The sequence below is a fragment of the Mycolicibacterium novocastrense genome (assembly GCF_001499835.1).
Taxonomy (GTDB): Bacteria; Actinomycetota; Actinomycetes; order Mycobacteriales; family Mycobacteriaceae; genus Mycobacterium; species Mycobacterium novocastrense.
In genome coordinates, this window is sequence record NZ_LQIH01000001.1 from 508,823 (window position 1) to 535,296 (window position 26,474).

Consider the following 26,474-nt stretch of genomic DNA (forward strand, 5'->3'; position numbering starts at 1 on the left):
GTCTCGCAACACTCGAGCTTCCTACCATGAGACACTCGTGCAGTGAGTTCGCTTGCGATAGAGGTCGACGGCCTAACGAAGACCTTCGGCCGAAGCGTACATGCGCTCTCTGGCGTGAGCTTTTCGGTTCCGGCAGGAACCGTGTGCGGAGTTCTGGGGCACAATGGCGCCGGCAAGACAACGACGATCAATATTCTTTCCACTCTGCTTCGCCCGACTTCGGGCAGCGCGGCTGTCGCCGGTTTCGACATCACCCGCGAGCCCGCCGCGGTGCGTGCCAGCATTTCAGTCAGCGGCCAGTTCGTCGCATTGGATCCTCTGCTGACGGGCCGTGAAAATCTGGTGCTCTTCGGCAGGTTGCGAGGCTTACGCCGACAACAAGCACGGGCCCGTGCCGACGAGCTGATCGAACGGTTCGACCTCGTCGCGGCTGCCGACAGGCGGATCACGACTTACTCCGGCGGAATGGCGCGACGCGTTGACTTCGCCGCCGCTCTGATGGTGCTACCGAAAGTCCTTTTCCTCGACGAGCCGACTACAGGGCTTGACCCCCGTAGCCGCCGCGACGCGTGGGCTCTGGTGAGCTCCTTGGCTGAGCAAGGCGTCACCGTGCTGTTGACGACGCAATACCTAGAAGAGGCCGACCTGCTGAGCGACTCAATCGTCGTCATCGACCATGGACAGGTGATCGCCAGCGGGACCGCCGAGGAGCTGAAGCGCCGCGTCGGCGCCAGCTACTGCCAGGTAAGCCCGGCCAACCCGGACGACTTGCCCCGCGTCGCTGCGGCGTTAGCCGGTCTCGAGGGAATGGACGTCGATGAGGATGCGAACTCGTTGTCAGTGTTCGCCCCAGACGGAGTGGCCACACTGGCCGATGTGTTCCGTCGGATCGAGGCGCTGGGCGTTGAACTCACCGACATTTCGCTGCGCAAGCCTTCCCTAGACGAGGCTTTTCTGCACCTCACGAACCGCAGTCTTACGCGGTAATGAGGGGATTAGTTGCTCTCACCGAACGTTCGCTGAGAGCCGGCGCACGCGACGGCGAGATGATCTTCGAGATTCTGGCACCGATCGCATATCTAGCAGGTTTCAGCGTGGCCCTACGGGGCTTGGTAGACACCGGACCTGTCAGCTATTCCCAGTACCTGGTGCCGGCCGTGGTCGTCCAGGCGATGATCTTCGTGGGACTGATCACCGCGGACCGCGCGGTTCGAGACAATGTCAGTTTGTTCGGCACGCGTTTACGAACGCTCCCGATCGCCGCGATAACTCCCGTAACAGCTCGTATGGGGGCGACGCTGGTTCGGGGTCTCTTGGCCCTGTGGGTAGCGATAGCGGCCGGTTATGCATTCGGATTCCGGATGACCGGCGGGCCGGGCTATGCGATCGCCTTCATGTTCGTCGCGTTGCTGCTATGCCTGGCCGTGGCCCTCGGTGCAGACGCGCTGGGCTCGAGCATGAACAGCCTCCAAGGAGCCAGCTACATATTATTTGTCCCCCAGCTGCTGCTGTTCATGTTGTCGACCGGGATCGCGCCCGAAGAAACTTTCCCGGAATGGTTGCGGCCGTTCGTGCGTAACCAGCCGGTCTCACAGGTGGCCGAATCGCTGCGTGGGCTGGGCAGCGGACATGTGACGATGGGCAACCTGGCGCCCTGTCTGGCGTGGTGTGTCGGCATGGTGTTGGTCTTCGGCGCGATCACGGTGCGCATGCAAAGGCGCGAAACTTGATGTCACACCAAAATATGTCAAGCTCCCTGCTTAGGGAGGGCTTGATCGAAGCGGGTCGGCTCCTTACCCGGTGGCGCCGAGACCGCGCGGTTCTCATGGGTTCGCTACTGCTCCCCGTCGCCCTGCTGCTTCTCTATGTGTTGGTGTTAGGCGACCGAGTTAGAGCAATTACCGGAGCCCACAGCGTTTACGGTCTCGTTCCGACGTGTTTGGTGCTATCGGCGCTTTTCGGGACCCTGGGTAACGCAGTCAGCCTCACAATGGATCGCGAGTCGGGACTCCTCACAAAGATGTGGCTTCTACCAGTTCATCGGGCTTGCGCCATCACAGGACGGCTCATCGCGGAGGCTACCCGGGCCCTCATCGGATCGATCCTCATTGCCGCGCTCGGGATGGTCCTCGGTTTGCGCTTCGCTCATGGATGGGCGGCTGCGGTCCTTTACCTCCTGATTCCTTCGGTCGTCGCGATCGGGTTCACTGCTCTTGTGGCAGCCTTAGTGCTTAGCAGCCGCGGGCGCGCCTACACCACGTGGCTAGTCGGCGGGGTGGTGGCGATGGCATTCATCAATCCCGGTATCACCCCGATCGGGTTGTTCCCCGATTGGATGCAGCCCTTTGTTCGATTCCAGCCGATGTCGCCCCCGATCGAGGCCATGCGAGGGCTGGCCTATGGCGGTCCACTCGCATGGCCGCTTGCAATGACATTCATCTGGGCGATTTCTCTCCTTATCGTGTTCCTGCCCTTAGCCGTGCGTTCCTATGGGCGCGCCGCCGAATCCCATGGGTGAGTTGCGTGGCAGGGCATGTTCCCAGAACCGCGGAGACCGCCTTCTCCCTTTCAACGGCCTGAGCGCCGTGTGGTTGATGTCCGACGGGCAGAAGTCAGTTAACGAAATACAGCCGCCAGGCCAAGCCGATCTGATGCAGAACTCGGGGAACGGAAATTCCTGTAGGGTTTGACCTGGCCTGCACGAAAGCCGAGGCGACGTCGAGCCGTCTGCCGCCCCGATTTTGGAAGACTTCTTGGCGAGGATCCCTCGAAACATTGGGACGAACACTCTTCACAACCCCCGGTCAAGGGTACGTCTCGGGCGCCAGTTGCTCGCTGCTGGCCGGAGACGAGTAGGAAGCTGCGGTCGTTGGTTCAAGGAACCGACCTCGTATCGACGGGCCGGAACTTTCGAACGCGCGGGCGCCAATGTAGCCGACTATTGCGGCTTCCGTTGGTTGCGATCCATCACTTCCCGATGCGCGCCAACGGCGAACTTCTCCCAGCGATTCCCAACCCTGGTTCGGTCAACCGGAAAGTTGTTGAATATCTGTTCTGGCGTACGGCCGAGAAGATCGAGAATGCCCAGCGACGAGAACAGGCCTGGCGAAGGTGAGGCCTCCATTACTACCGGCTGAGGCCGCTTCAGCGCTGCTTCAGGTTGTCTCCCAACGATATTTCAAGACCAGCATCGTCATCACCACCAACCGCGGCGTCGGTGCATGCGACGACATCCTCGGCGACACCACCGACGCGGCCGCAACGCTCGACCGACAATTACACCGATCCATAGTCGTCAACCTCGACGGCCAGTCCTAGCGCCTCCGCGATCACCACGACGACGCCGAAACGCTACGCCGAACCACCACGGCACCCGCCAACCACTACATTGGCCGCTGCTCACAGGCAGGGAATTTCAACGAGCACACCCGCGGACTTTCGATGACCGCCGCCAGTCCCTCGAAATCCAAGCGCACGGCGAGGTCTGCCGCCCCCGTTGCGCCGCCCAGTGGGCGAAAATGGAATAGTCGGCGACGGTCTGTGGGCGCCCTGACAATGGAGACGAGCGTGGCAGCCGATGATGACGTCATGCGGTGGATCGCTGACGGATTTGCTTTGCGGCCGAAAGCATACCGGTTCGAATCACCCTCCGACACAGTCGAAATACCCAGCAAAGCGTGCGTACGCCTGGGGCTGTGAGTGTTGATCGACTTCGATGTAACCAACTCTACGGCATTCGACAGCGCGGACATATCTAGGTGGTAGAAGCAGTCAATTACCCTATGGCCTTCGCGGCATGCAGCGCGCAAGTTCACCACGGTGGATCGGGTACAACGGCTGCGAGCATGCGCGCGGGAGTTCCGACTCTCGTACTGTGGAACTCGGCGGATCAGCCGTACTGGGGAGCGCAAGTCAAACAGCTCAAACTCGCTTCTCCTCGGCGCTTTTCGAAGACTACCCGCGAAACTCTCGTTGCAGACCTACACCCAGATCCTAGCCCCGGAGTACGCGGTCAGAGCACGTGATTTCGCCGCCCAGATGACGAAGCCCACTGAGAGCATCGCGCGCCGCTGACCTCTTCGAGAGTCAGGTCAAACCGTAAGGTGACTGCACGGACCAGTCCTCGACACCGAGCAGCGCGGAGGTCGATGCGCTCGGATCGGTCCAAGGCGGAACCGCTTCCAGCTTAGGGGTCTGAGCTTTCGAGGCGAACCCTGTCTACAGGGCCTCAACGTCCTGACGGGACAGAATTATCTCGTACACTTTGCCTTCCCGGCTTTCCAGCACAGTCAGGTCCCGGAGGCGCTTCGGTGCTCCGACGTCGTTTGGCCAGAGATATCGCCATGGCCAGTAGTCATACGGCAGTAAGTAAACGTGAAATCCGAGGTCAAGGAATGGCCGCAGGACATCGATCGGTCGCAAATTGGGATCGGTCCACCATTTTGGGGTCAGCTCAACCATGATCTCGGCATCATCGCGCAGCGAATCGACCGTGGGGAGGATACCGGCCAGCACACGGTCCTCGGCACCTTCGACGTCGATCTTGATCAACCGTGCAGATGCGAGCTCCTCTGCCGTCACCAATGAATTGAGCGGCGCCGCGGAAACCCGCTCCGCTTCTCGTAGAAAGCTATGGGCCACCGTCGAAGTCAGGCCGGTGCCGAAGCTTGGTCCAGCGAACAGCGGGAGCTCACCGTGGTGATCAGACACGGCGGCCGCGACAACTCGAACATTGGCCAGATTGTTCATCGCCAAGGTTTCGTTCAATGCCGCGATGGTCTCCGTTGCCGGCTCGAGCGCGACGACGCCACCATCCGCGCCGACGAGCTTGCCGGCGAGCGCGCTCATATAGCCCACATTGGCACCGATGTCTATGAAAGTGTCGCCCCGCGTGAGCCGACTGCGCATGAACGCTACAAGGTCAGGCTCCCATGTACCGAAGAGGTAGATATACAGCTGGATGATGTCTGGAACACGGCATCGTAGACGAATGCCCTCCAGCGAGGTCCCATCGACGACGAGCGGCTTCCAGAACCCCGCCCGGGCGTACAGCGGCAATATCCCGACGCCGTACGGCCCGATCATGAAGGCCGCGCGGACCACGCGCTCGAGGAGGCCGACTCGTTCTTTATCTGTCCTGAACAGTCGTATGTACCATCGCCACACGGCTGCGATGCGTCGCTCGATCATCATGCCTCCACTCTGCCTGAAATCGTGCGCATGCCATCTGCGCGCATAGGGCGTCGAGCGCGACTGACCAACCGGCAAGCTGACGAAGCCACCCACAGCGGCTGCGGCCCTCCAAAATACGCTCCGTCGCGCGGACGCGGATGGCCGGTTGTGGCTCGACATCGATCGCGCTGCCTCCAGCCATCGCGGCTGACGTGAGAGCACGTAGTCGGGCGTGCCTTTAGGAATCGACGAAGCGGAACGTCGAGTGCTCACGCCCAGGTATTCTTCCGACCGTTGGCAAATGCCGCGAGTTCGATTGCGGCAGCGACAACGGGCGGGCGAAACAGTCGGAATTTCAGACTAGATGAATGCTTACCGAAGTCCTCGAAAACCCTGCGGAAGTCGCGCTCACTCGAGTGGTATGACTCGAATACGCGGTTCAGCGCAAGCATATCTACGGGCCCATCCCGACCGGCAGCGCATAGGGCCTCATAGACCTCCGAGACCCAATGCGTGCCGAAGCGCTCTGTGACGGGGTCGCCGCACCGCTGACGCCGTAGGTCAGGTGTGAGGAACTCGTCGATCGCACCTTCATCACGAGCTTCCACTTCGAATCCCAGCGCCGCGGATACGCGACCGACCTCGCGTCGCCAATCCTCGAGGAGATTGGCGTACTCGACGAATACGCGGGACACGCCGCGAGTAGATCTTTCCGCAAGCAGGTTGTACTTCAGCCACAGAGCACTTGCCAACTCGGGCGAAAGACCCCATGACGACGCGATCGACGAGACGACCTCTTGCGGGTGGCGCAGCACGGTAACGGCCGCGACATCGAATCCGGCGTCACGCGCCGCCTCGAACCACAGGTTGAACAGCACCGTGATCCTCGGCTCCTTGATCACCACAAACGGAGCCGCGGGCAGCGTCGACAGATAACTCGCGATCTCAGCGACGCATGCGGTCCGCGCATCACTGCCATCAGCCAATTCGTCGAGCAACCGAAGAGAGGGGTCAAACCATGCGCTGCCATAGCGGTTGAGTATCGCTTCGTTGAGGCTGATCGCCTTGCGTGGTTCCCAGCAGCCTCGTGGATTTCCTGCATCGGCGCCCAACAACCCGGCTGGAAGCGCTCCCCCACTCAGTGAGAGCACGCGGGTAATCGCCGACGTACCCGACCGTTGCGTACCAAGTACGAATACGGCAACCGGGCGGGCGCGGATACCGTCTCTGACCCCATCCGAGGCTTCGGTCTCGGTGCGATACTCGCACTGATCATGCCTCGACATCGAAATCATCGCGCTTTCAAAGCTTCCGAGCATCGTCGGAGGAATATTGGATTACTGCTCTTTGCAAGGACCCTACATCTCGCGAAATACTTGCGCATGCGATCGGTGGGTTTGGCGGAATTGCCTTCCGCACCGGCGGCACCGTTGCGTCTTAAGAGTTGCGCCGCGCGTCCCGTTCCCTCGGGCTACGCGCCTGATCACTCATCGTGATGGAGTATCCGTCGTTACTTCCAAAGTGAAATACCTAAAAGTACTGCGGCGTGAGGGCTCAAGCGAAATGGAGCTCCCATTCGCCGATGTCATCAACCGGAATGATGTTCCTGTCACAGCGTTCGAGTCGGGCTCGACTCATCGGCGCTTGTCGAACGTCCGGACACAGCCTTATACCTGATCACCCGCGAACGAACTGCTAGTCGGCGGTTCTCCGGCCGGCGCAAGAACGACAACATCCGACTACATGTTTCCCATGCCGCCACCCAGAAGTACATTGGCAGCCGTTTCCGAAACTCTTTGTCGACCCGTTCCCTCATACTCAGCCCGGTCATGTCGTTGTAATTGGCAACGACTAGGTCCATATACCTGATAGCCAACGCCGGGTTCGAGAAGCAGCGGATGTTGTAGTCCCAGTCGGCCCACACCCGGTAGCGCAGGTTGTAGGGGCCGATGCCATCGAAGATTGCGCGACGGTAGAAGATCGACTGATGGCAGATGTTCGTCTCGAACAACAGACGATCGAGATCGAATGCGCCGGCGTGCCGCACACCGGTTGAGCGCATTATCGCGTCGCCGTACACCAGGTCGCTGTGGTCCTGGCTTTCGATGAACGCCACCACCTGGGCCAATGTATCGTCTGCGTGGAGGGTGTCATCCGCGCCGAGGAAGAGTAGCCAGGAGCCGGTGGCCATGCTGACTCCCCGGTTCATCGCGTCGTAGGGACCGTCGTCCGAACCCGAATGTACAACTAGTCGAGTGCCGAGTTCGGAAGTGAATCCTCTTGCGACATCGAGGGTTCCGTCCGTGGACCGCCCATCGACTAGGATCACCTCGAATGAATCCCAAGTTTGACGGACGACGCTGTCGAGGCAGGTTTGCAGCGTCTCTGCAGCGTTGAACGTCGGAATTATGATCGAGAACATTGGGTCAGCCATGGCGCTAGCCACGTTAGCATTGGCAAACGAACTAGTGCGCGGTATCTACGACATCGAGGCGGAGACGGGGCGGCCGAACAAGCGCTGAAAACCGTAAAGGACTAACCGAATCCCGTCTCATCCGTCTCGGCGGAAGAAGATTCCGTCGGCTTGCAACATTTGACCGTTTCGCGGATCCATGAAACACGGCAGCAAAGCGGTCAATCCAAAGCCCATAGATTCAACTAACTCCAGTGATTCACGAATGAGCATTCCGTTCTCATACAACGGGAAGAATGACAATTCTATTTGCAGACCGACACAGCGATCGGTCACGGTATTCGTGGCACCGGCGAGCACCTGCTTCTCGAAGCCTTGAACATCGATCTTGAGGAAGACGGAATCATCTGGTTGTAGAATCTCGCTGGCCAACGCATCCAGCCGACGAATTTGCACCTCTTCGGTGGCGACGTAATTCGCTGGCGGATAGGCATCTTGATGGCGTTTCAGCATCGGCAAGACGGAGCTGCTTTCACCGGCGTTTCCCGCAACATTGACAATAACCGAACCATCCTCGTCACCCAGCGCGCAACGATGGCAATCCCATAATTCGTCCTTAGATGATTCTCGCTTAAGAGCGGAAAACGGTTCGGAGAGCGGCTCGAACGATACGATTCGACCAGTGAAACCAGCCGTTCGGAGACCTCTAGAATATTGTCCAGAATTTGCGCCGACATCGAGGATGATATCCACTACGCGTGACTCGAGCTGTCTTACTAACTCACGCTTCATGTCACGATCTGAATATCGTCTTGACAGTTCAAAAGCGACGTTACGTGCTATCAATCCTGACTGCCGCAATATCCCCACTGGACGACACTAACATGCGGATTTCGGCTAACGCATGTTCGGAACCCGGCGGCCGAGGCCATCAATGCTGTGGCACTCGACATGACGCGTCGTCAGGCTCTGACAACGTCAATGTTGGCTCGATACCACGCGACCGTCGCCTCAATGCCGTCACGGAGGGCCGTTCGGGGCTGCCACCCCGCCTCCGTCAGTCGGGAAACGTCGAGTAGCTTACGTGGGGTGCCATCAGGCTTCGTTGCGTCCCAGCGTGTTTCGCCCGCGTAGCCGACCGCTTCGGCGACCATTTCCGCAATCTCGCTGATGGTGTGGTCAACTCCAGTCCCCACATTGACGTGGTCGGGCCCGTCGTAGCTCTCCAAAAGATGAAGACATGCCCTCGCGAGGTCGTCGACATGCAACAGCTCGCGTCTCGGCGTACCGGTGCCCCAATTCGTCACGGCGGGGGCGCCCACAGCTTTCGCCTCCTCGTACCTGCGAATCAGTGCCGGGAGCAGATGCGATCCCTCGGAAGAGAAATTGTCGCCTGGGCCATAAAGATTGGTCGGCATCGCCGAGATCCAAGACAAACCATGCTGACGCCTAACGGCCTGGACTTGGAGGATCCCTGCGATCTTGGCTATTGCGTAGGCATCATTGGTCGGCTCGAGAGGGCCCGTGAGAAGCGAGCTTTCCCTGATTGGTTGCGGCGCATATTTCGGGTATATGCACGACGATCCAAGGAAAAGCAGCCGCGGCACTCGCGCGGCGGCTGCCGCGTCCATCAGATTAACCTGAATTTGAAGGTTTTCGGAAAGAAAGTCCGCCGGGTAGGTGTTGTTCGCCATGATGCCACCGACACGGGCGGCGGCGACGATGACAACATCCGGCCGACGCTCAAGAACGAAGTCGAAAGTGGCTGCACGGTGGGTCAAATCGAGTTGGGAGTGCGAACGCGTGAGCAGCTTGGTGAAGCCTTCGGCCTGAAAGCACCGGTATAAGGCGGACCCGACGAGGCCACGATGCCCAGCGATGTACACCGGGGCTTCCCGGTCGAGGGTGCCGACTGAAGGTTCTGATACGCCGCTCATGCGGTCCCAAACGTCATCGGCCTGTCGATCCATGGCCTGCCCTCACACTCCAACGCCGCCACGTCGGCATCCACCATGATTTGCGCCAATTCTGCGGTGTGTATCGATGCCTTCCACCCCAAGGTTTGCGCGGCCTTGGTCGCGTCGCCGATCAGCGAATCCACTTCCGTCGGTCGCAGATAACGCTCATCGAATTTCACGTAATCCTGCCAATCTAATCCGGCGTGTTCGAACGCCGCCTGTGCGAATTCACGCACGGTGTAGCCCCGGCCCGTGGCCAACACGAAGTCATCGGGCTCAGGCACTTGCAACATCCGCCACATCCCTTCGACGTATTCCGGTGCGTATCCCCAGTCGCGAACTGCATCAAGGTTTCCCATGTAGACATCTGACTGAACACCGGCCTTGATGCGAGCTACCGCTCGAGAGAGCTTCCGAGTCACGAATGTCTCGCCGCGTCGCGGAGATTCATGGTTGAACAGAATCCCGTTGACCGCGAATAGGTCGTATGCCTCCCGGTAATTCCGCGTCACCCAATACGAGTAAACCTTCGCCGCACCGTAAGGTGAACGCGGATAGAACGGCGTCAATTCATTCTGAGGCGGCGGCGACGCGCCGAACATCTCGGATGACGACGCCTGGTAGAACCGACAGTCCACCCTCGATAGACGAACCGCTTCGAGGAGTCGTATCGACCCCATACCGGTCGTTGCGCAGGTGTTCACGGGTTCTTCGAAGCTCACTCGCACATGCGACTGCGCGGCGAGGTTGTAGACCTCATGCGGCTCGATGGTGCTGAGCAAGGTGACCAGCCGGGAGCCATCGGTGAGGTCGCCATAGTGCAGAAACAGTCGCGCGCCTGGTTCGTGCGGATCAACGTATAGATGGTCGATCCGTGATGTGTTGAACGTGGATGCACGACGGATGAGTCCGTGGACCTCGTACCCCTTGCTCAATAGCAACTCGGCGAGATAGGACCCGTCCTGTCCGGTGATCCCGGTTATGAGTGCTCGTCTCACTGATTCCCAATTCCCTCGTGTTCGGCTCGCCGCGGGTCACCGCGTGCCAAGGCGAAAGACGTAGGGCGCCGCTACAACGGTTGCACGCGACGCTGTCGCCACATAGTAGTTGGCAGCCGTGTTCCGGGGCCCACGAAGTCATGCACATTTCCTTCAGCCGTCGGTACATGCTGCCTGCGAGGTCATGCGTGGGATCTCGGCGTCTATCGGGTAGCGCAAAGTCATTGCACTTCTAGATCAAGCGGGGGACGCCGACGCGAGCAGTGTGGTTCAAACTGACGCGAACAACAAAGATCGGCCTTGCGGTGTCGGTCGAGAAACCCAGCCCGACAGTTTGTTGTGCCTGCTACGGTTCACCTCGAATAGGGGGAAAGCATGACTGGACCGCTGATGGCACTGCGCGGCGCAGCTAAGGCCAGCCGGGAGCGACTATCAGGACTCGCCGGCCAATCGGAGCGCACGATTCTCCTCGGGACGGTGCTGCTGGTCTCGGCATTCTCGGCGACGACGGCTTATGTACTCAGCCAATGGTTTGCAGTTGACGTGCCCGCGTCTCTTCTGAGCGTACCTGAGGACTGCTGGCTCGATTGGGGCATCGGCTTCGGTCGCCATTGTTTTAGTGACTACGCATTGACAGTGGACACAGGACTACGTGCGAATCCCTGGACCTACCCGATATTCCTGCCCTGGGACAGTACCCAGCCATTCCTAATTGGTTATCCAGCCGGGGGCATGCTCCCGGGTGTCATTTTTGGAGTTCCCGCACAGTGGCTGGGAGCACCACAATTAGGGCTTGTCCTGTACCTGATGGCCCTTACGCTGGCCGTGCTTTTGCCCGCGATCTGGGCGGCAAAGGGGACGCGTGGGCTCGAACGAGTGGTGGTGTTCGTCGCCTTGGGCGCCGCAGCAGTGCCGATATGGGCAGTTATCGATCGGGGTAACACTGCGGGCTTTCTGGTACCAGCAGCGCTGCTCTTCCTCATTGCTCTACGTCGGCAACGGTGGGGTCTGGTCGCAATCGCGGTCATCCTGGCTGCATTGGTCAAGCCAATGTTCGCAATATTGGTGGTAGCTCTGCTCGCCGCTCGACAATGGCGGATGGCAGGTCTCGCGGTGGTCGGAGTCGGAATTTCAAATATTGCCGCGTATCTCCTATGGCCACGAGACTTTCCGAGCACCATAGTGCAGACGATTCGCAACCTCTCGATCGATCCCTCGTTCGAAAGCCTTATCTCCTTGAGAAACTTATCCTTCGGGAGAGCGCTTCTGGTCGTCCCCGACATGATGAAATTCGCTCAGACCGGAGGCGAATTACCGGATGACTATCTCGCCGGCGCTAGGTCGCTCATTGGGTACGCTGTCGCACTTCTCATCATGGTCGCTTTGTTCGTCCTTGGGCGACGTATCCCACCGGTGTTGGTCGGCATAGTCCTATTGGCTACCGCCACGCTCCTGCCGCCTGTCGTCTTCTCGTACTACCTGGTCTTCGCTTTGCCGGTCGCCGCCGTCATAGTCCGAGACCCCGAGGGTCCGCGAGCCAGTGGAATATTCGACTATCTTTCGGTCAAGGGAGACCGTCGTCGTTTCGTTGGCATCTGCACAAGCTTGGCGGTGGCACTCAGCATCGCTCAAATGGCGCTGCCTGGCCAAGCCTCCGAAGCGCAAATCTTCGGGCAGCTAGGCGCACAAGGACTAATCGGTACAACCCTCGTAGTGGGCACCACGGTGTTCCTGACTCCATTTCTGTGGATCGCGACCTGCGTCTCCATCATCGTTTCGTACGCGCGAAGGCCAGATGACTCTGATGAAGTCAGGCCGATGAGCGCGGAAGGACAACCCGATACCGAGGGCAACACCACTGCAGGCCAATCTGAGCTGGTGAGAGATTAGACGTATTTGAATCGGCGTAGTCAGGCGTGAGCCGTGGGATCAAAATGCTCCGTAAAGATCGATGCCGGCGCATCAATTCAGCCGCTGTACCCGATGAGATCGGCGACGATGGTACCGCGATTTTCAGTGACCGAAGTTGGAACCAGTCGACCCCTCACTCTCAAGCTGCAGTCGCTTCCCGCGCGGACGGACGCGCAACTGTTAGCGTCACTTCGTCGACAGCTTCTTCTCAAACGTCCAAGTTCCGCCGCGCGCCCCTCCAAAACGCATTCCCGTCGCGGTACGGGGGTTTCCATGCTTACGGCACCGCAGGCCAGCTACGTCGTCTCGGCTCAGAACCTCACATCAACTCGAAAGGAACCGGTTTGTAATGCCCACGGCGGACCTCAACCCAGCCGATGCAGATGGCATGCCCTCCGTGAGCGTTGTCATACCGGTGTATCGCGCCGCTTTGACGTTACGACCTTTGTTTGATCAATTGACTGACACGCTGCATCTCATCGCCCAAGAATTCGAGATAATTTTCGTCGAAGACTGCGGCGGCGACGAATCGTGGTCTATTATCTCCGAACTCGCCTCCACAGACGTTCGCGTGCGCGGTATTCGCATGAGTCGAAATTACGGTCAACACAGTGCCCTTCTCTGCGGCATACGGGCGGCGGAATACGATGTCATCGTCACCTTGGATGACGACCTTCAACACCCTGTAGATGAGATCGCCACACTACTTGCGGCACTCACACCCGAGGTTGATGTCGTCTATGGAGCACCCCAAAACGAACAACACGGCCTATTGCGCGATCTCGCGTCGCGTACGGCGAAGCTGGCATTGGCGAGTGCGATGGGTGCACACACAGCGCGGGATGCCAGCGCATTTCGGGCGTTTCGCACCCGCCTACGACATGGTTTTCAGGATTACCGCAGCCCAACGGTGTCAATCGATGTACTGCTCTCCTGGACCACGTCGCGATTCAAGACGGTGAAAGTACCACACGCACCCAGGTCGACGGGAACAAGCGGATATTCGGCGACTCGACTCATCCGGTACGCAATGGACTTGATCACAGGATTTACGTCGCTCCCCTTACAATTAGCGAGTTTCATCGGGTTTGCATTCGTGTTTCTAGGCTTTTTCATCCTGGCCTGGGTTGGAGTCAATTATTTAATCCAGGGCAGCGCAGTGCCCGGCTTCGCCTTTCTGGCGTCAATGATCGCGATCTTCTCCGGAGCCCAACTTTTCGCCCTTGGAATCATTGGCGAGTATCTCGCCAGGATGCACTTCCGCACCATGGACCGCCCTACGTACCTTGTGAGCGAGACGGTGGCGCGCAAAGATGCTGACCGCTGACCAAGACACCCGCGACAAGAATCGGATGCGATATGCGAGAACCGTCTGAACCGGCTAGGCGATCGCGCAGGACATCGTCCCACGCTGCCACCGACTCTCTCGAAACATCAATCCGGGCAGAGGCCCGGCGATGACGGTTCGAATCCCTTTCAACAAGCCAGCCGTTGTCGGGTCGGAATTGGAGTATGTCCGTGAAGCGGTCGCCGGCGGACATGCCAGCGGAGACGGACCGTTCACCGAGCGCGCGCAAGCCATGTTGGAAGAACGTTTCGGGGCGAACCGGGTGTTGCTGACGACGTCCTGCACTTCCGCACTCGAGTTAGCGGCACTGCTTTGCGACTTACAACCTATGGATGAGGTGATCGTCCCTTCATATACATTTGTATCCACAGCGAATGCGTTCGTGTTACGGGGCGCAAGACCGGTCTTCGTCGATATAAGGCCCGATACACTTAATATCGATGAGAGGCTGATAGAACAGGCCATAACCCCGCGGACGCGGGCGATATTTCCCATCCATTACGCTGGTGTCGCCTGTGAGATGGACATCATCATGGATATTGCCGATCGCCATGGCCTGTTGGTCGTGGAGGATGCAGCACAAGGTGTGTTCGCTCGCTACAAGGATAGATGGCTTGGCACTATCGGCCATCTCGGCTGTTACAGTTTTCATGAAACCAAGAATATTTCCTGCGGCGAGGGTGGCGCTTTGGTCATCAACGATTCAGCTTTGGAGAACCGGGCCGAAATCCTCCGTGAAAAAGGAACCAATCGCAGCCAATTCATACGTGGACAGGCCGATAAATACACGTGGGTAGACATAGGCTCATCGTTCTTGCCGTCTGATATGCTCGCGGCCTTTTTAGTAGGGCAGATCGAAAATATGGAAGCGATCACCGAGCGACGTGGTCGAATTTTCACGCGGTATGCCACCATCCTCGAGCCGTTGGTGGAACGCGGATTAATTCAGATACCGGTGGTGCCGTCGCATTGTGAGGCCAACTACCACATGTTCTATCTGGTAACAGGAAGCGCTGAAGAACGCACAGCACTTATCGCTCATCTGCGTAGAGCAGGCATACTCGCTGTCTTCCACTACGTCCCACTGCACACATCACCGTTCGCACGATCCCTTAACTTGCCGAATGAAGAACTTCCTGAAACCGAGCGGCTGAGCGCCCGTTTGTTGCGCTTGCCAATGTACTTCGATCTCACCGACGAGCAAGCGGACGAGGTGGCTCATCATGTGCTTGATTTCTACGGTGCTTGTCGGCCTTCGGCGGTACATCGGCTATGACATATGTGCCTTGATGGCACCCCGGTAAGGTCGGCAAGCTCGTCGATTGAAACCGACTCTTCGGCCAAAAACCTTACCGCTGATTCGAGAGAAACCAGCGGTGGTACCAGAGTTGCACTGAATGAGGTAAGAAACTGCATTGCATATACGCTCTCTGAGCGCGGATATTGCGGCCCTGAGTGACGACTTGGGCCCGCTGGAACCCATGTTCGCGAAACCATGCTGCCGCTGCGAGCACCAGGTTTCTGCCTGCTCCCATTCCCTGCGCGCTCGAATCGACCCCTAGCAAACCGATCTGTCCGGTCTCCTGATCAAACCGTTCGCAAGTTATGTATCCGATCGGAGCACCCTCAAATTCTGCGATCAGCACGGCACCAGAATGGTCGTCAAAGCATTTCCGCAGCCAAGTCTCGTACAGCAGATCACACTTCTCATCCGGAAAGTTGCGATCGAAGTAGAACCGGGAGTCGTGATAACTTCGTCGCGCGACCGATCGTAGTTTCTGTAGGTCGGCGGCTCCCCCGAGCCGAATGATGATCGGCGTTGTACGTGTGACTTCTTCAGCCGTCGTGACGCTCCGCGTCAACGTGACGCGGATGTCGACCAAGTTGAAGCCGAAGTCCTCCGCTTGACGGATACTCTCGGCGTCATTTGAGTCCGCTAAGAAATAGAGGCAGTCGATCGCATTGTCTTCACACCAGCTACGCACGCTTTCGAGAAAATCCGCAGATAGCTGCTTCGTGCGCAATCGGCCGATTTCGAGACCGAAGAACGTCGAATCCCAGGCCAACCGTTCACACCAGCCAACCCCGGGTTCAGTCACAAAAAGTCCTTTCCATACGTGGTCGCAGCTTTCGCTCGAACCGCGCAGCACCGTCTGATGCTACCTAGTTCGACGCAGTTCCCGTGGATCCTAATTTCGTTCCTGGGCGACGTTCGATAAGGGTCACCGCCACTTCTTTGTCATGCTCACCGCTCACTGCTCACTGCTCACTGCAACAGCGGCGACAGCAAGAACTGAAATACAAGATTCTTTGCGGTCTATAGATCCTGTCGATGTTCGGCATGTGATCGCTGGCATCTGCCCCCTTCGGGCGCCCTGGTCAAGTCGGCGGCGTTGAACCTCGAAACCGAGCCGCATTTCGAGCGCGAGGAAACAGCAACAAGGACGCACGGCCGGGCCGCAGACCCCGACGGTTGGAGGGTGAACTGAGGAGAGGGAAACCCGGGTTCTGCACTCCATTTCCAGCGGCATCATCCAGCCGTCTAGACTCATCGCGGAAGTTGCTGGCATGTGAGATGGGGAGAGCCTTGACCGCAACCGATCGCGATGCGCGATCTCTGTACCTCGACCAGATCCGGCGGGACCTCACCCGGTACGGCATGGACCAGCTCGTACCCGTGGGCTGGCCGCTGAAGATGCGCGCAAATATCGGCTGGCTCATGGGCCTGCCGATACTCAAAGCCCGCAACTTGATGCTTGTGCGCAAGCGTCCGTTCGACAAAGAAGCTCGTGACACAGGCCAAGACTGGCCGGTGGACGCCGAGACGATGATCGGGATGAAACGCCTGACCAGTCTCCAGGAATGTGTCGAGACTGTGCTGACCGAAGACATTCCGGGCGATCTTGTCGAATGCGGGGTATGGCGAGGGGGCGCGTCGATCCTCATGCGGGCTGTGCTCGCGGCTTACGGAGACAAGACACGAAGTGTCTGGCTAGCCGATTCGTTCGAGGGTGTGCCTCCGCCGGACGTCGAGAATTATAAGGAAGACAAGCTGCCGTGGTATGCGATCGGCCTGCACCGCGCGGCGCCGATTCTCGCCGTGTCTCAAGAGGATGTCAAAGCCAACTTCGAGCGCTACGGCCTGCTGGACGACCAGGTTCGTTTCCTCCCTGGCTGGTTCAAAGACACGTTGGCGGACGCACCAATCGAGCGCGTCGCGGTTCTGCGACTGGACGGTGACTTGTACGAATCCACCATCCAAGCACTGGACGCCCTATATCCGCGGCTCTCTCCTGGCGGCTTCTGCATCATTGATGACTACAACCTCCAGGGTTGTCGGCAGGCGGTCTCCGACTACCGACAGAAGCACGGTATTACTGCAGAGATCTCCGAGATCGACCAATGCGGCGTGCTCTGGCGCAATCAGTGAACGCCGCGGGCACTTCTGTTGTTGGTGCCGCCGAAATGCGCTACTGCTCGGGAATGGTTGCACCACAGCCTCCCTCGGTTCGTCTGATCAGTGCACGCTGACCGCCCACGGCAGAATTCGAGGTGTGACGATGAAATTTGTGGTGGCGAGTTATGGCACCAGAGGCGATATTGAACCTGCCGTCGTCGTCGGTCGCGAACTAGCTCGTAGAGGTCACAACGTCTGCATGGCCGTTCCACCGGATTCGGTCGGCTTCGCCGAGTCAGCTGGCCTTTCGACGTTCGCCTACGGTCTACCCACCCAGACGTGGTTGGACGTTTACCGCAACTTCTGGACCTCTTTCTTCCGCGGTTTCTGGAAGATCAGAACTCTTCGTGGGTTGTGGCGCGATATGTGGGATCTCAGCGATCAGTGCTGGACCCAGATGAGCGCCACATTGACATCGCTGGCCGAGGGCGCAGACGTGCTGTTCACTGGACAGAGCTATCAGGAGCCTGTCGCCAATATCGCTGAGCATCACGGCATTCCACTGGTGACTCTGCATCACGTCCCGATTCGACCGAATGGCTACTGGGTTCCGATCCTTCCGCCGCGATTGTCTCGATGGGCCATGGAAATGTTCGACTGGCTTGCTTGGCTGCTCAACAAGAAGGTCGAGGATGCGCAGCGGCGAGACCTGGGCCTACCGAAGGCGAAGAATCACCCTGCGCGACGCATCGCTGAACTCGGAGCGCTGGAAATCCAGGCTTATGACGAGGCATCGTTCCCCAAATTGGCAGCCGAGTGGGCGCGGTGGGAGGGGCATCGGCCATTCGTTGGTGCCCTGACAATGGAGCTGACAACCGAGAACGACGACGAGGTCGCGCAATGGATCGCGTCCGGGCCGCCGCCCATTTGTTTCGCGTTCGGCAGCATTCCCGTCAAGTCACCCACCGACGCTGTCGAGATGATCAGCACCGCCTGTGCGGCGCTGGGGCAGCGAGCTTTGATTTGCGCAGGTTGGACTGATTTCGGCGATATCTCTCACGCCGCCGAGGTGAAGGTGGTGGGTGCGGTGAATTACGGCGTTTTCCGGCATGCCGCGCTGTCGTCCACAACGGTGGTTCGGGTACTACGGCGGCGAGCCTGCGCGCGGGCGTCCCTACGCTCATCCTCTCGATGGACGCCAATCAGACCATATGGGGTGCCCAACTCAAGCGACTAGGTGTTGGAACATCACGCAAGTTCTCCGCGACGACACGGAAGACGTTGGTTTCCGACCTCCGCCGTATTCTCGCTCCGGAGATGGCCGTTCGAGCGCGCGAGCTCGGCACCAGGATGACTGCGCCGACTGAAAGTGCCAGCCGTACAGCAGATCTGATGGAGAAGTTCGCTGGCTCCAGACGGGTCGCCTGACGGGCTACCGTCTACTTCAACGATCGCTCGGCGCGGCACCAGTCCGGCCGACTCCGGACCGCTGTCGGGAAAGCGACCTGACGTGACGGCAATCCCCTACCTGCTAGGATTCGGTAGCCTGACCAACGGTCTTGCCTGACCTGACCCGGATCGTGGCGTACTCGTCAGCAAATCAAAGGCAGCATCGACATCCACCGTAGACCTAGGGAAGCATGACCGGACCGACAGCAAAGCTAAGAATTCGTTGGACTCCCCGACGCCTGACCATTCTCTTCCTCGTATGGCTCGGGAGCCGGCATCCATCTATGGCCTGGCACTACCTCACTGATCATCTCCGGTACCTTTTGGTCAAGCGTGGAATCCCAGCGGAGACGTCGAAGCATGTCGAGCAGGTTCGCGCGGAGTTCGAGGCAAGGGCGTCCCAAGGGCAATTCAAAGAGCTGTGGTTCGACATGAACATACTGCCCTGGTGCGTAACGTTCTCGAAGGTCATCACTCGGACCGACCCTGTACGCATCCTCGAGATCGGGTCCTGGGAGGGCCGTTCGACGCTGTTTTTCCTCACCTATTTCACCAATGCGCACCTCACTGCGGTGGACACCTGGGAAGGCAGTGACGAATGGCATTACAATGCCACTTCCAAGCTCAGCGACCTGGAAGCCCGTTTCGATCATAATGTGGGCCTCGCCGGAGGCAATGTCACGAAGCGCAAAGGCTCATCGCTCTACGTGCTCCCGAAGCTGCTCGATGAAAAAGAGAAATTCGACGTCGTATACGTGGACGGGTCGCATCTGGCAGACGACGCTGTAACGGACGCGATCAACGCGTGGCGCTTGCTCAAGAAAGACGGAATCGTGATATTCGATGACGTCATGTGGCCCGCGTACTCACGCACCCATGCCAATACTGCATGGGCGATCAATACATTCTTGAAGTATTACCGCGGCCAGTACAACGTTTTGCACGCTCAATACCAACTCATCCTCCAGAAAAGGGATGACTTCAATGATCAGCCGGCCGAATGGATTGGCCGGCCCGCACCCGCTGCGGAGTCAGAGCCGACCACAAATTCAGAGTCATCTCGAGAACAGCTGCTCGGCTGAGCGCTCGGCCTCGTCGGTGTAGATCACATATCGGCGGACTCGTCACTCCCCCATTTGAGACTTGAAAGGCTGACCGGCGCAGACGCGAGGGATGCTTGGGAGTTCTAGCCGGTAGCGGCCTGCTGCTGAACAGTGACGGGCGGCAGATCATGTTTCTTACGAAGTATCCGAGTCTTCAAGGCCATTGCGGGCTTTTCGACTACGAACCAACTGAATGCCGCAAGTGGCAGTGTCACCATCAATGCGACGACAGCAAAGAGATAACCACTCAGCACGGTGAGTCCGCAAATCACCAGCAACTGCTGGATGGGCCAAGCATAGATATACACGCCATACGACAAATCCGTACGCAACCTTAGGCGCTCGTTCTTGAGCAGAGCGGCTGAGACGATAAGCGCATATGCCAGCGGAATGGCGGCAACCACTCGATAATTGACCATCAGTAATCCCGATGCGATGACTATGCCCAGACTCAAAGCAACGAGAGACCATCGAGCCGGAATCACATCCTGGAATTGGTGGATCACCATTCCCGCCAAAAATACGACTGCAAACCGCGCAACCATCTGCGGAATGGTCTGCAGTGCATCAACGGGGTAAGACACTATAGCGGACCAGATCACCGCCAGAATAAATGCCGCGAGAACTGTCCATCGAAAGCGCAGAAGGCCAAGGACTCCCGCGATGGCGACCCCGATGTAGCAGAAGATCTCAAAGATCAGAGTCCAGAGCGATCCGTCCCAAACGCCCGGCCACGGGACGTCGCTCGGCGTGCCCGCGATACCCGCGTAATAAACGTTCAATACCGCGTTGTTCAGCACCCATTCGATTGGTGCGGTTGACAGAAAGATCTCGCGTACCGGTCCGCCCTGAATCGCCACAGCGATTGGGGCGATTACGAACGCGACAACGAGTAAACAGACCCACAAGCCTGGAAATATGCGCAGAAATCGTGACACCAGATACTCGCGCAACCGGGGGTTGCGGAGCCAACTCGACGTGATCAGGTACCCCGACATCACGAAGAAGCCGTCGACAAAAGCGTCATCGAGGCTACCGAGGTCGGGACCCTGATGGCCTGGGAGCGGCCAGGAATGGATGTAGATGACGCCACTTGCCATCACCAGCCGCCAGGCATTAAGCGCATTGAGTCGTGGATCGAATACCTGCGCCAGTTTCATGCGCCTCCCCCATCGGCCGACTGCCCCCAAGGTTAACGTCTAGCAAGCTGAACCGTAAGGCGGGTCGTCGTGCGGGTGTCCAGTTTCTGAGTTCGCACTGTATCTCTGCAGCAAACAAGCGGTGGTACCGTGGTGACTCGCCCGAAGAGTTAACCCTGAGCGACCTCTACGAGGACTTGATATTGGCTGACGGCATGACCAGCGCACGTGAGGCTGAGCAGGTTCTCTGGGATGTCATCGTTGTAGGTACCGGCATGGGCGGCGGGACGCTGGGCTACGAGTTAGCTCGGGCGGGTCGTCGCGTACTCTTCGTCGAAAAGGGCCGTTCGACATTGCCTGGTGTCGAGGGAACCATCCGCTCCGCCATGCCTGAAGTAGCCGAAGCGTCTGCTTGCCGAACCAGCGCGGGATATTACGATGCTCTGGCTCGAGCTGGCCGCACAGATGATGAGATCGAGGACATCAGCGGCCGTATCCCCCATCGGTTCATGCCGTTACTCGGCAGCGGTACAGGCGGGTCATCAGCTCTCTACGGCATGGTCTGCGAGCGGTTCTTTGCCCGTGATTTCACACCCCGTCAGGATTTCCCTGACGCCGGAAGATCCACCGTGCCCGATGGTTGGCCGATTACCTACGACGAAATGACACCCTGGTACGCAGCCGCGGAGAGATTGCTTGGGGTTCGCGGTCAGCGGGATCCTTTGCGCCCCGAAGTAGCTGATGCCCTCCCTGCTGCGCCGTCCTTCTCGGCGGCCAACCAGACGCTTGTCAACTACCTGCAAGGTCGCGGATTGCATCCATACCATCTGCCGATGGCCTGCGACTACACCAACCAATGCGTGACCTGCCAGGGCTACCTGTGTAGCCAGTCATGCAAACGCGACGCTGCCCGTAACGGTGTTCTGCCGGCTGTGGTCGACTACGGCGCAGGGTTGCTCACGGAGTGCCGGGTTCTGCGACTCGACGCGGACCGTACGAGCGTCCGAAACGTCTTATGCGACAGTAAATTCGGCGTGCTCACTCTCAAAGCTAAGGTGGTGGTGCTGGCGGCCGGCGCTCTAGTCACCCCAGTGTTGTTGCTGAACTCCCGTTCGGCGGATTGGCCTCAGGGGCTGGCCAACGGCTCGGACTGGGTGGGACGCAACCTGATGCGTCATCTGATCGATCTGATCGAGGTATTTCCTGAGCGCGACTCGAAGATCCTGGACCAGAACAAAGAGATCGGTCTGAACGATTTCTACTTCTGGGAAGGGCAGAAGTTCGGTGCCGTACAGTCATTCGGCTCCATGCCTCCCATGGAGATACTCACGAGCCGTCCCGGCTGGTGGCCAAAGATGTTGCGCGTAATGAACCCTGCGGTTCGCACGGTCTACGAGCGGTTCTTTAACGGGGGGCTTGTGCTGGCGGCAATGATGGAAGACTTGCCTTATTTGGAGAATCGAGTTCTGCCGCACGATCAGCCCAGCCCGCACGGTCGCCAGCGACTGCGTATCCGCTATCGCATCAACGAGAGCGAGAGATCGCGGCGTACGTTGTATCTGGAGCAGATGAAAAAGCTCTTCGAACCGTTCCGGACCATCACGTTACGCGGAGCCGAAGATAACAAGGCCCTTGCCCATGTTTGTGGTACCTGTCGCTTCGGTACCGACCCAAGAACCAGCGTTCTCAACCCACAGAACCGCGCTCATGAGGTCGAAAATCTCTACGTGGCGGACAGTTCGTTCTTTCCATCCAGCGGCGGTGTCAACCCGAGTCTCACGGTCGCGGCCAACGCATTGAGGGTTGCGGCGCACATCAACCAAGCGCACTTCGCCACCTGACGAATCGATCTCTAGTGCACCGCTTCGAATTCCCTAGAAGCTCGCGGGACAGGTCAAGATGGCTGGCGCAGTGGAAGTCCGGCCGCACGGTAGATCGCGTCGATGACAACCATCGTCTCGACCGCGTCTTGCGCCGTCGTTCTCACCCGCTCACCGCGCAGAACCGCCGAGACGAAAGCGTCAAGTTGATACGCATAGGACGGCCGGCGTGAAAAGCGTTCCACACGTTTGCCCTTCGCTGAACGCACCGAGAGCCGATGGAACGCGTGCGGCATCACCGGATTGATAACGCTCAGCCTTCCCTTATCACCCACCACCTTGGCGCTCATTTCAAGCAGGCGCGACGACCACATGGAGCAGCGGATTCGTCCGGTATGCCCTCCCGCGAAGCGTAGGTCCGCTGTCATCGCCCTGTCCACCATGGGATCGCGTAGCTTTGCTTGCGCCGAAACCACTTCCGGTGTTGACCCACCGAACGTACGAACGATGTCGACTGCATAGCACCCGGCATCCATCGTTGCACCACCCGCGAGGGAGTAGTCGTATCGGATATCGGAGAACTTCGGCAGCGGGAAGCAGAGGCTCGCCTCCACCCGGTTTAGCGCGCCCAACTCGCCCGAAGCGATGATCTCTTCGATGCGCAGCGTCAGAGGGTGGTAGCGGTAGTGGAAGGCCTCCATCACGACCCGGTCCGACTGATTGGCGAGATCCGCTATTTCGCGCGCCTCCGCGGCATTGGCAGTGAATGGCTTCTCACAGAGCACATGCTTACCAGCGGTAACGGCGGCCCGAGTCCATTTGCCGTGCAGGCTATTTGGCAGCGGATTGTAAATTGCGTCGATGCCTGGGTCGGCGATCAGCGCGTCGTAGCTGTCGTAAACCCGTGGAATCCCGTGTTCTGCAGCAAACGACTGAGCCCGGTCTCTGTCGCGGGCCGCTACGGCTACCACCGAGACTTCGGGGTTGTCCTTTGCGGGATTGATGAGGGCCAAGGGTGCTATGCGGGCGGCCCCTAGTATGCCGATCCGCACCTTCGCCCCCGATTCGGACACGACGCCGATGGTAGCACCGACGCCAGCCTCCACGAGTGTGCCGGCTAGGACAATTGAGGCTGCCGAGAGATCCAATCTAGAAGCGCGCGCAGACCGTCATCCAACGACCATTTCGGTTGCCACTGCAGTTCGTTCTTCGCGGCATCGATGTCGGAACTTGCAGCGCGGATGTCGCCGTCGCGGAATTTCCCTACGACAATTGGCTCTGGGGCGTTGAAGACAGCGGCGATCTTCTGGGCAAGCTCAAGAATCGTTGTCCTGGTTCCGGATCCGATGTCCAAGCACCGCGCTTTGGTCGCAGGGTTCTGAACCGTGGCGAATACCGCATCAATGACATCGTCGATATAGACCAGATCGCGGATGATCTGGCCATCTTCGTAGACCTCCGAGGGACGTTGTTCGCGCGAAAGGCGCGCGAAGAATGGAACAACGCCCGTGTAGGGATTCGTCAAGGACTGCCCCGGACCGAAGGCGTTCTGCAGTCGCAGGACGCTGAGATTGGTGTCGTGCGCCGCCGCCCAGGCGGTCAGCATGTGCTCTTGGGCGAGTTTCGTCGCGCCGTAGATGTTCGTGGGCCGCGGCTCGGTCTGACCGGCGCAGTGTGGAAGGGGCAAAGCCGGTTCGCCAGTAGGTCCGGGGGGATCCCACACACCTGCCTCGAGCTGAGCGTGACTCCGCGGCGGGGGATAGAAAGTCTCCCCGCCACTCTGCCAGGCGCCCTCCCCATATACCGCCCTCGACGATGTCAGAACCAGGTGTTCAGGCACGATCGCCAAACGGCTCATGGCGTCGAGAAGTTCGGCGGTGCCCACAACGTTTACGGAGCCATGACGTGTCGCGTGTGCAAGAGACTGTCCCGTCCCTGTTTCCGCTGCCAGGTGCACCACCTGAGTTGGACGGAAGAGTCTCAGCACCGCGTCCAGATCAGGAGCGTGGGTGACATCGCCGGTGAAGAATCGCACGGAGTTCGCGAGGTTGATCGTTGGACGATCACCGTGGACCTGCGGAAGCAGCATGTCCATCACGGCGACCTCGTACCCAACCTCGACGAGTCGCCGCGAGAGCGCGGATCCAATGAACCCCGCTCCGCCAGTGATGAGAACGGATGCAGACAAGACTTAGCGCCTCCCCTTCGTAGCTTTAGGCAAACTACGGTACCGAGCTAAGACGTCGCCGGAGCCGCCGGGGCGGGGGACGGTTGACCGGCGGTACCGGTCTGGCGTTCTTTGCGCGCTGCAGCCGCTGATATCGCCGTACATTCCCAAAACCTGAAACGGAAAATGCCCGCGCCCCGATATGCTTCGGCGGGGTACGACGCAGGCGCTATCAGCTCCGTCCGTGATGGGTGGGATCCAGCCTCCGGCAAACCGCCCCGCACGAGGGTCGGCATCTGCACCGTCCTAGACTAATCACAGCCACAGCATGCGAGATTGGGGAGAGGTTTGACCGAGCACAGTTGCCGCATATGCGGCGGCGTTCTAAGTGAGGTTCTAGACCTCGGCCAACAGCCTGTGTCGAACGCTTTCGTCCTCCCAAACCAAACCGACACGGTTCCCTTTTTCCGTCTGCTCGTCGGTCTGTGCACTTCGTGCACGATGGTGCAGCAACTCGACGAATTTTCGCCCAAACAGATGTTTCGCGCCGACTATCCCTATCGCGCATCTGGATCGTCAAGAGTTCGTGAGCACTTCGAGGAGGTCGCTCGCCGAATCGTGCATACATGCCCGGGCGGGCCGAATGGTTTCGTCGTTGAGATCGGCAGCAACGACGGAGTCATGCTGAAAACCCTCAAAGACGCCGGGATGCGGCATCTCGGAGTGGACCCAGCCGCCGGAGCAGGCGACGTCGCCCGCAAGCACGGCATCAACATTCGCACGGATTTCTTCAATGAGGCGACGGCCGAAGACGTTCACGCCGAACATGGCTCGGCAGATTTCATCTTCTCCGCCAACACGATCAGCCATATCTCCTACCTCGACTCGATCTTCCGCGGAGTCGATGCGCTATTGTCGCCCGACGGGCTGTTCGTATTCGAAGATCGGTATCTGGCGGACATCTTGAAGTACAACTACTTCGACCAAATCTACGACGAGCACTTCTATCTATTCTCCGTTCGGTCGGTGCAGGAGTTGGCGAATCGGTTTGGTTTCGAACTGGTCGACGCTGAGCACCTCCCCCAGCATGGCGGCTCGATTCGCTTCACCGTCGCGCGGGCGGGCACTAGGGAGCCGGCGGCCGCGGTGGCCGACTTTCTGGCTCAGGAGAAGGCCGACGGTGTTGCCGATGAAGCGACTTACGCGCGATTCTCCGCCGATGTCGAGCAAGTCCGGACTGACCTCGTTTCGCTGCTGGAAAAGATCCGGTCCGAGGGCAAACGCGTCATCGGCTACGGCGCGACGTCGAGGAGCGCGACGGTGTTGAACTACTGCCGCATCGGTCCGGATCTGCTTCCGCTCGTAGTTGATTCGACGCCCGAAAAACAAGGCCGTCTCACCCCGGGTTCGAAGATCCCAGTGTCATCGCCAGAAGCCTTTTCCGACCCATACCCCGATTATGGGTTGCTCTTCGCATGGAACCACGCTGAAGAGATCATGGCGAAGGAACGTGCATTCCAAGAGAGCGGTGGACGCTGGATTTTGTATACGCCTCAGGTTCACGTCGTCTGAACATCGAGTAGATCTGCGAATACCATT

Annotated in this window: 21 protein-coding genes and 2 pseudogenes; 13 read left to right on the top strand and 10 right to left on the bottom strand. The window is 59.0% G+C overall.

Features of this window, described 5'->3' with window-relative positions:
• Positions 1-42: 42 nt before the first annotated feature.
• From AU072_RS02375 to AU072_RS28905, 5 genes and pseudogenes are all read left to right on the top strand, one after another.
• Positions 43-987, top strand: coding sequence for a daunorubicin/doxorubicin resistance ABC transporter ATP-binding protein DrrA (locus AU072_RS02375; RefSeq protein WP_064412227.1), 945 nt, complete (start codon positions 43-45; stop codon positions 985-987).
• Positions 987-1,730, top strand: a complete 744-nt coding sequence (locus AU072_RS02380; RefSeq protein ID WP_064412228.1) for an ABC transporter permease — start codon at positions 987-989, stop codon at positions 1,728-1,730. Before AU072_RS02375 ends, AU072_RS02380 begins: the two co-directional genes overlap by 1 nt.
• A gap of 14 nt (positions 1,731-1,744) precedes the next feature.
• Positions 1,745-2,518: an ABC transporter permease gene (locus tag AU072_RS02385; protein WP_328586832.1), complete on the top strand. Its 774-nt coding sequence runs from the start codon at positions 1,745-1,747 to the stop codon at positions 2,516-2,518.
• Positions 2,519-3,126: 608 nt separating this feature from the next.
• Positions 3,127-3,389: pseudogene (locus AU072_RS02390) on the top strand (ATP-binding protein); the annotation flags it as partial.
• A gap of 456 nt (positions 3,390-3,845) precedes the next feature.
• On the top strand, positions 3,846-4,025 hold the full coding sequence (locus AU072_RS28905; RefSeq protein ID WP_456237903.1) for a hypothetical protein: 180 nt from the start codon (positions 3,846-3,848) through the stop codon (positions 4,023-4,025).
• 193 nt (positions 4,026-4,218) lie between these two features.
• On the opposite strand, the gene AU072_RS02395 is transcribed toward AU072_RS28905, so the two are convergent.
• The 6 genes from AU072_RS02395 to gmd form a co-directional block, all read right to left on the bottom strand.
• Complete coding sequence (locus tag AU072_RS02395) at positions 4,219-5,193, bottom strand: FkbM family methyltransferase (protein ID WP_064412229.1); 975 nt, start codon at positions 5,191-5,193, stop codon at positions 4,219-4,221.
• A gap of 248 nt (positions 5,194-5,441) precedes the next feature.
• A complete protein-coding gene (locus tag AU072_RS02400) occupies positions 5,442-6,491 on the bottom strand; it encodes a sulfotransferase family protein (protein ID WP_235629816.1) in 1,050 nt (349 codons plus the stop codon).
• A 290-nt stretch (positions 6,492-6,781) separates the two neighbouring features.
• Entirely contained in the window at positions 6,782-7,606 is an 825-nt protein-coding gene (locus AU072_RS02405) for a glycosyltransferase family 2 protein (RefSeq protein WP_064412230.1), read from the bottom strand.
• 117 nt (positions 7,607-7,723) lie between these two features.
• Positions 7,724-8,377, bottom strand: a complete 654-nt coding sequence (locus tag AU072_RS02410; protein ID WP_082680715.1) for an FkbM family methyltransferase — start codon at positions 8,375-8,377, stop codon at positions 7,724-7,726.
• A gap of 170 nt (positions 8,378-8,547) precedes the next feature.
• Positions 8,548-9,522 carry a GDP-L-fucose synthase family protein gene (locus AU072_RS02415; RefSeq protein ID WP_064412232.1) on the bottom strand — a complete coding sequence of 325 codons (975 nt, stop codon included), beginning with the start codon at positions 9,520-9,522 and terminating at the stop codon, positions 8,548-8,550.
• Entirely contained in the window at positions 9,519-10,541 is a 1,023-nt protein-coding gene (gene gmd / locus AU072_RS02420; RefSeq protein WP_064412233.1) for a GDP-mannose 4,6-dehydratase, read from the bottom strand. The genes AU072_RS02415 and gmd overlap by 4 nt, the downstream gene beginning before the upstream one ends.
• A 375-nt stretch (positions 10,542-10,916) precedes the next feature.
• On the opposite strand from gmd, the gene AU072_RS02425 reads away from it, so the two are divergent.
• The 3 genes from AU072_RS02425 (at position 10,917) to rffA (ending at position 15,076) form a co-directional block, all read left to right on the top strand.
• Positions 10,917-12,431 (top strand): glycosyltransferase family 87 protein, encoded by a 1,515-nt coding sequence (locus AU072_RS02425; RefSeq protein ID WP_064412234.1) that lies wholly within the window; start codon positions 10,917-10,919, stop codon positions 12,429-12,431.
• A 370-nt stretch (positions 12,432-12,801) separates the two neighbouring features.
• Complete coding sequence (locus tag AU072_RS02430; RefSeq protein WP_217266005.1) at positions 12,802-13,779, top strand: glycosyltransferase family 2 protein; 978 nt, start codon at positions 12,802-12,804, stop codon at positions 13,777-13,779.
• A 130-nt stretch (positions 13,780-13,909) separates the two neighbouring features.
• Positions 13,910-15,076 (top strand): dTDP-4-amino-4,6-dideoxygalactose transaminase, encoded by a 1,167-nt coding sequence (rffA, locus tag AU072_RS02435; protein ID WP_064412235.1) that lies wholly within the window; start codon positions 13,910-13,912, stop codon positions 15,074-15,076.
• 73 nt (positions 15,077-15,149) lie between these two features.
• On the opposite strand, the gene AU072_RS02440 is transcribed toward rffA, so the two are convergent.
• The gene (locus AU072_RS02440) at positions 15,150-15,950 is read right to left on the bottom strand and encodes a GNAT family N-acetyltransferase (protein WP_082680716.1); all 801 of its coding nucleotides are present in this window, start codon (positions 15,948-15,950) and stop codon (positions 15,150-15,152) included.
• Positions 15,951-16,387: 437 nt separating this feature from the next.
• Here AU072_RS02440 and AU072_RS02445 point away from each other — a divergent pair, with 437 nt between their 5' ends.
• From AU072_RS02445 to AU072_RS02455, 3 genes and pseudogenes are all read left to right on the top strand, one after another.
• The gene (locus AU072_RS02445; protein WP_120270938.1) at positions 16,388-17,230 is read left to right on the top strand and encodes a TylF/MycF/NovP-related O-methyltransferase; all 843 of its coding nucleotides are present in this window, start codon (positions 16,388-16,390) and stop codon (positions 17,228-17,230) included.
• 130 nt (positions 17,231-17,360) lie between these two features.
• Positions 17,361-18,625: pseudogene (locus AU072_RS02450) on the top strand (glycosyltransferase).
• Positions 18,626-18,930: 305 nt separating this feature from the next.
• Complete coding sequence (locus tag AU072_RS02455) at positions 18,931-19,728, top strand: class I SAM-dependent methyltransferase (RefSeq protein WP_064412238.1); 798 nt, start codon at positions 18,931-18,933, stop codon at positions 19,726-19,728.
• Between the two features lie 104 nt (positions 19,729-19,832).
• On the opposite strand, the gene AU072_RS02460 is transcribed toward AU072_RS02455, so the two are convergent.
• The gene (locus AU072_RS02460) at positions 19,833-20,909 is read right to left on the bottom strand and encodes an acyltransferase family protein (protein WP_064412239.1); all 1,077 of its coding nucleotides are present in this window, start codon (positions 20,907-20,909) and stop codon (positions 19,833-19,835) included.
• A gap of 194 nt (positions 20,910-21,103) precedes the next feature.
• Here AU072_RS02460 and AU072_RS02465 point away from each other — a divergent pair, with 194 nt between their 5' ends.
• Positions 21,104-22,729, top strand: coding sequence for a GMC oxidoreductase (locus tag AU072_RS02465; protein WP_235629817.1), 1,626 nt, complete (start codon positions 21,104-21,106; stop codon positions 22,727-22,729).
• Between the two features lie 53 nt (positions 22,730-22,782).
• On the opposite strand, the gene AU072_RS02470 is transcribed toward AU072_RS02465, so the two are convergent.
• Positions 22,783-23,781 carry a Gfo/Idh/MocA family protein gene (locus tag AU072_RS02470; RefSeq protein WP_064412348.1) on the bottom strand — a complete coding sequence of 333 codons (999 nt, stop codon included), beginning with the start codon at positions 23,779-23,781 and terminating at the stop codon, positions 22,783-22,785.
• A gap of 44 nt (positions 23,782-23,825) precedes the next feature.
• Positions 23,826-24,896, bottom strand: a complete 1,071-nt coding sequence (locus AU072_RS02475) for an NAD-dependent epimerase/dehydratase family protein (RefSeq protein WP_064412240.1) — start codon at positions 24,894-24,896, stop codon at positions 23,826-23,828.
• A gap of 327 nt (positions 24,897-25,223) precedes the next feature.
• Here AU072_RS02475 and AU072_RS02480 point away from each other — a divergent pair, with 327 nt between their 5' ends.
• On the top strand, positions 25,224-26,447 hold the full coding sequence (locus AU072_RS02480) for a class I SAM-dependent methyltransferase (protein ID WP_082680718.1): 1,224 nt from the start codon (positions 25,224-25,226) through the stop codon (positions 26,445-26,447).
• Positions 26,448-26,474: the final 27 nt, after the last annotated feature.

What these genes read in the sequence shown, in the direction of transcription:
- AU072_RS02460 (WP_064412239.1), bottom strand. Translation starts at nt 20,909, where the DNA reads ATGAAACTGGCGCAGGTATTCGATCCACGACTCAATGCGCTTAATGCC.
- AU072_RS02410 (WP_082680715.1), bottom strand. Translation starts at nt 8,377, where the DNA reads ATGAAGCGTGAGTTAGTAAGACAGCTCGAGTCACGCGTAGTGGATATC.
- AU072_RS02455 (WP_064412238.1), top strand. Translation starts at nt 18,931, where the DNA reads ATGGCCTGGCACTACCTCACTGATCATCTCCGGTACCTTTTGGTCAAG.
- rffA (WP_064412235.1), top strand. Translation starts at nt 13,910, where the DNA reads ATGACGGTTCGAATCCCTTTCAACAAGCCAGCCGTTGTCGGGTCGGAA.
- AU072_RS02400 (WP_235629816.1), bottom strand. Translation starts at nt 6,491, where the DNA reads ATGCTCGGAAGCTTTGAAAGCGCGATGATTTCGATGTCGAGGCATGAT.
- AU072_RS28905 (WP_456237903.1), top strand. Translation starts at nt 3,846, where the DNA reads ATGCGCGCGGGAGTTCCGACTCTCGTACTGTGGAACTCGGCGGATCAG.
- AU072_RS02430 (WP_217266005.1), top strand. Translation starts at nt 12,802, where the DNA reads ATGCCCACGGCGGACCTCAACCCAGCCGATGCAGATGGCATGCCCTCC.
- AU072_RS02395 (WP_064412229.1), bottom strand. Translation starts at nt 5,193, where the DNA reads ATGATGATCGAGCGACGCATCGCAGCCGTGTGGCGATGGTACATACGA.
- AU072_RS02415 (WP_064412232.1), bottom strand. Translation starts at nt 9,522, where the DNA reads ATGAGCGGCGTATCAGAACCTTCAGTCGGCACCCTCGACCGGGAAGCC.
- AU072_RS02385 (WP_328586832.1), top strand. Translation starts at nt 1,745, where the DNA reads ATGTCAAGCTCCCTGCTTAGGGAGGGCTTGATCGAAGCGGGTCGGCTC.
- AU072_RS02425 (WP_064412234.1), top strand. Translation starts at nt 10,917, where the DNA reads ATGACTGGACCGCTGATGGCACTGCGCGGCGCAGCTAAGGCCAGCCGG.
- AU072_RS02465 (WP_235629817.1), top strand. Translation starts at nt 21,104, where the DNA reads ATGACCAGCGCACGTGAGGCTGAGCAGGTTCTCTGGGATGTCATCGTT.
- AU072_RS02405 (WP_064412230.1), bottom strand. Translation starts at nt 7,606, where the DNA reads ATGGCTGACCCAATGTTCTCGATCATAATTCCGACGTTCAACGCTGCA.
- AU072_RS02380 (WP_064412228.1), top strand. Translation starts at nt 987, where the DNA reads ATGAGGGGATTAGTTGCTCTCACCGAACGTTCGCTGAGAGCCGGCGCA.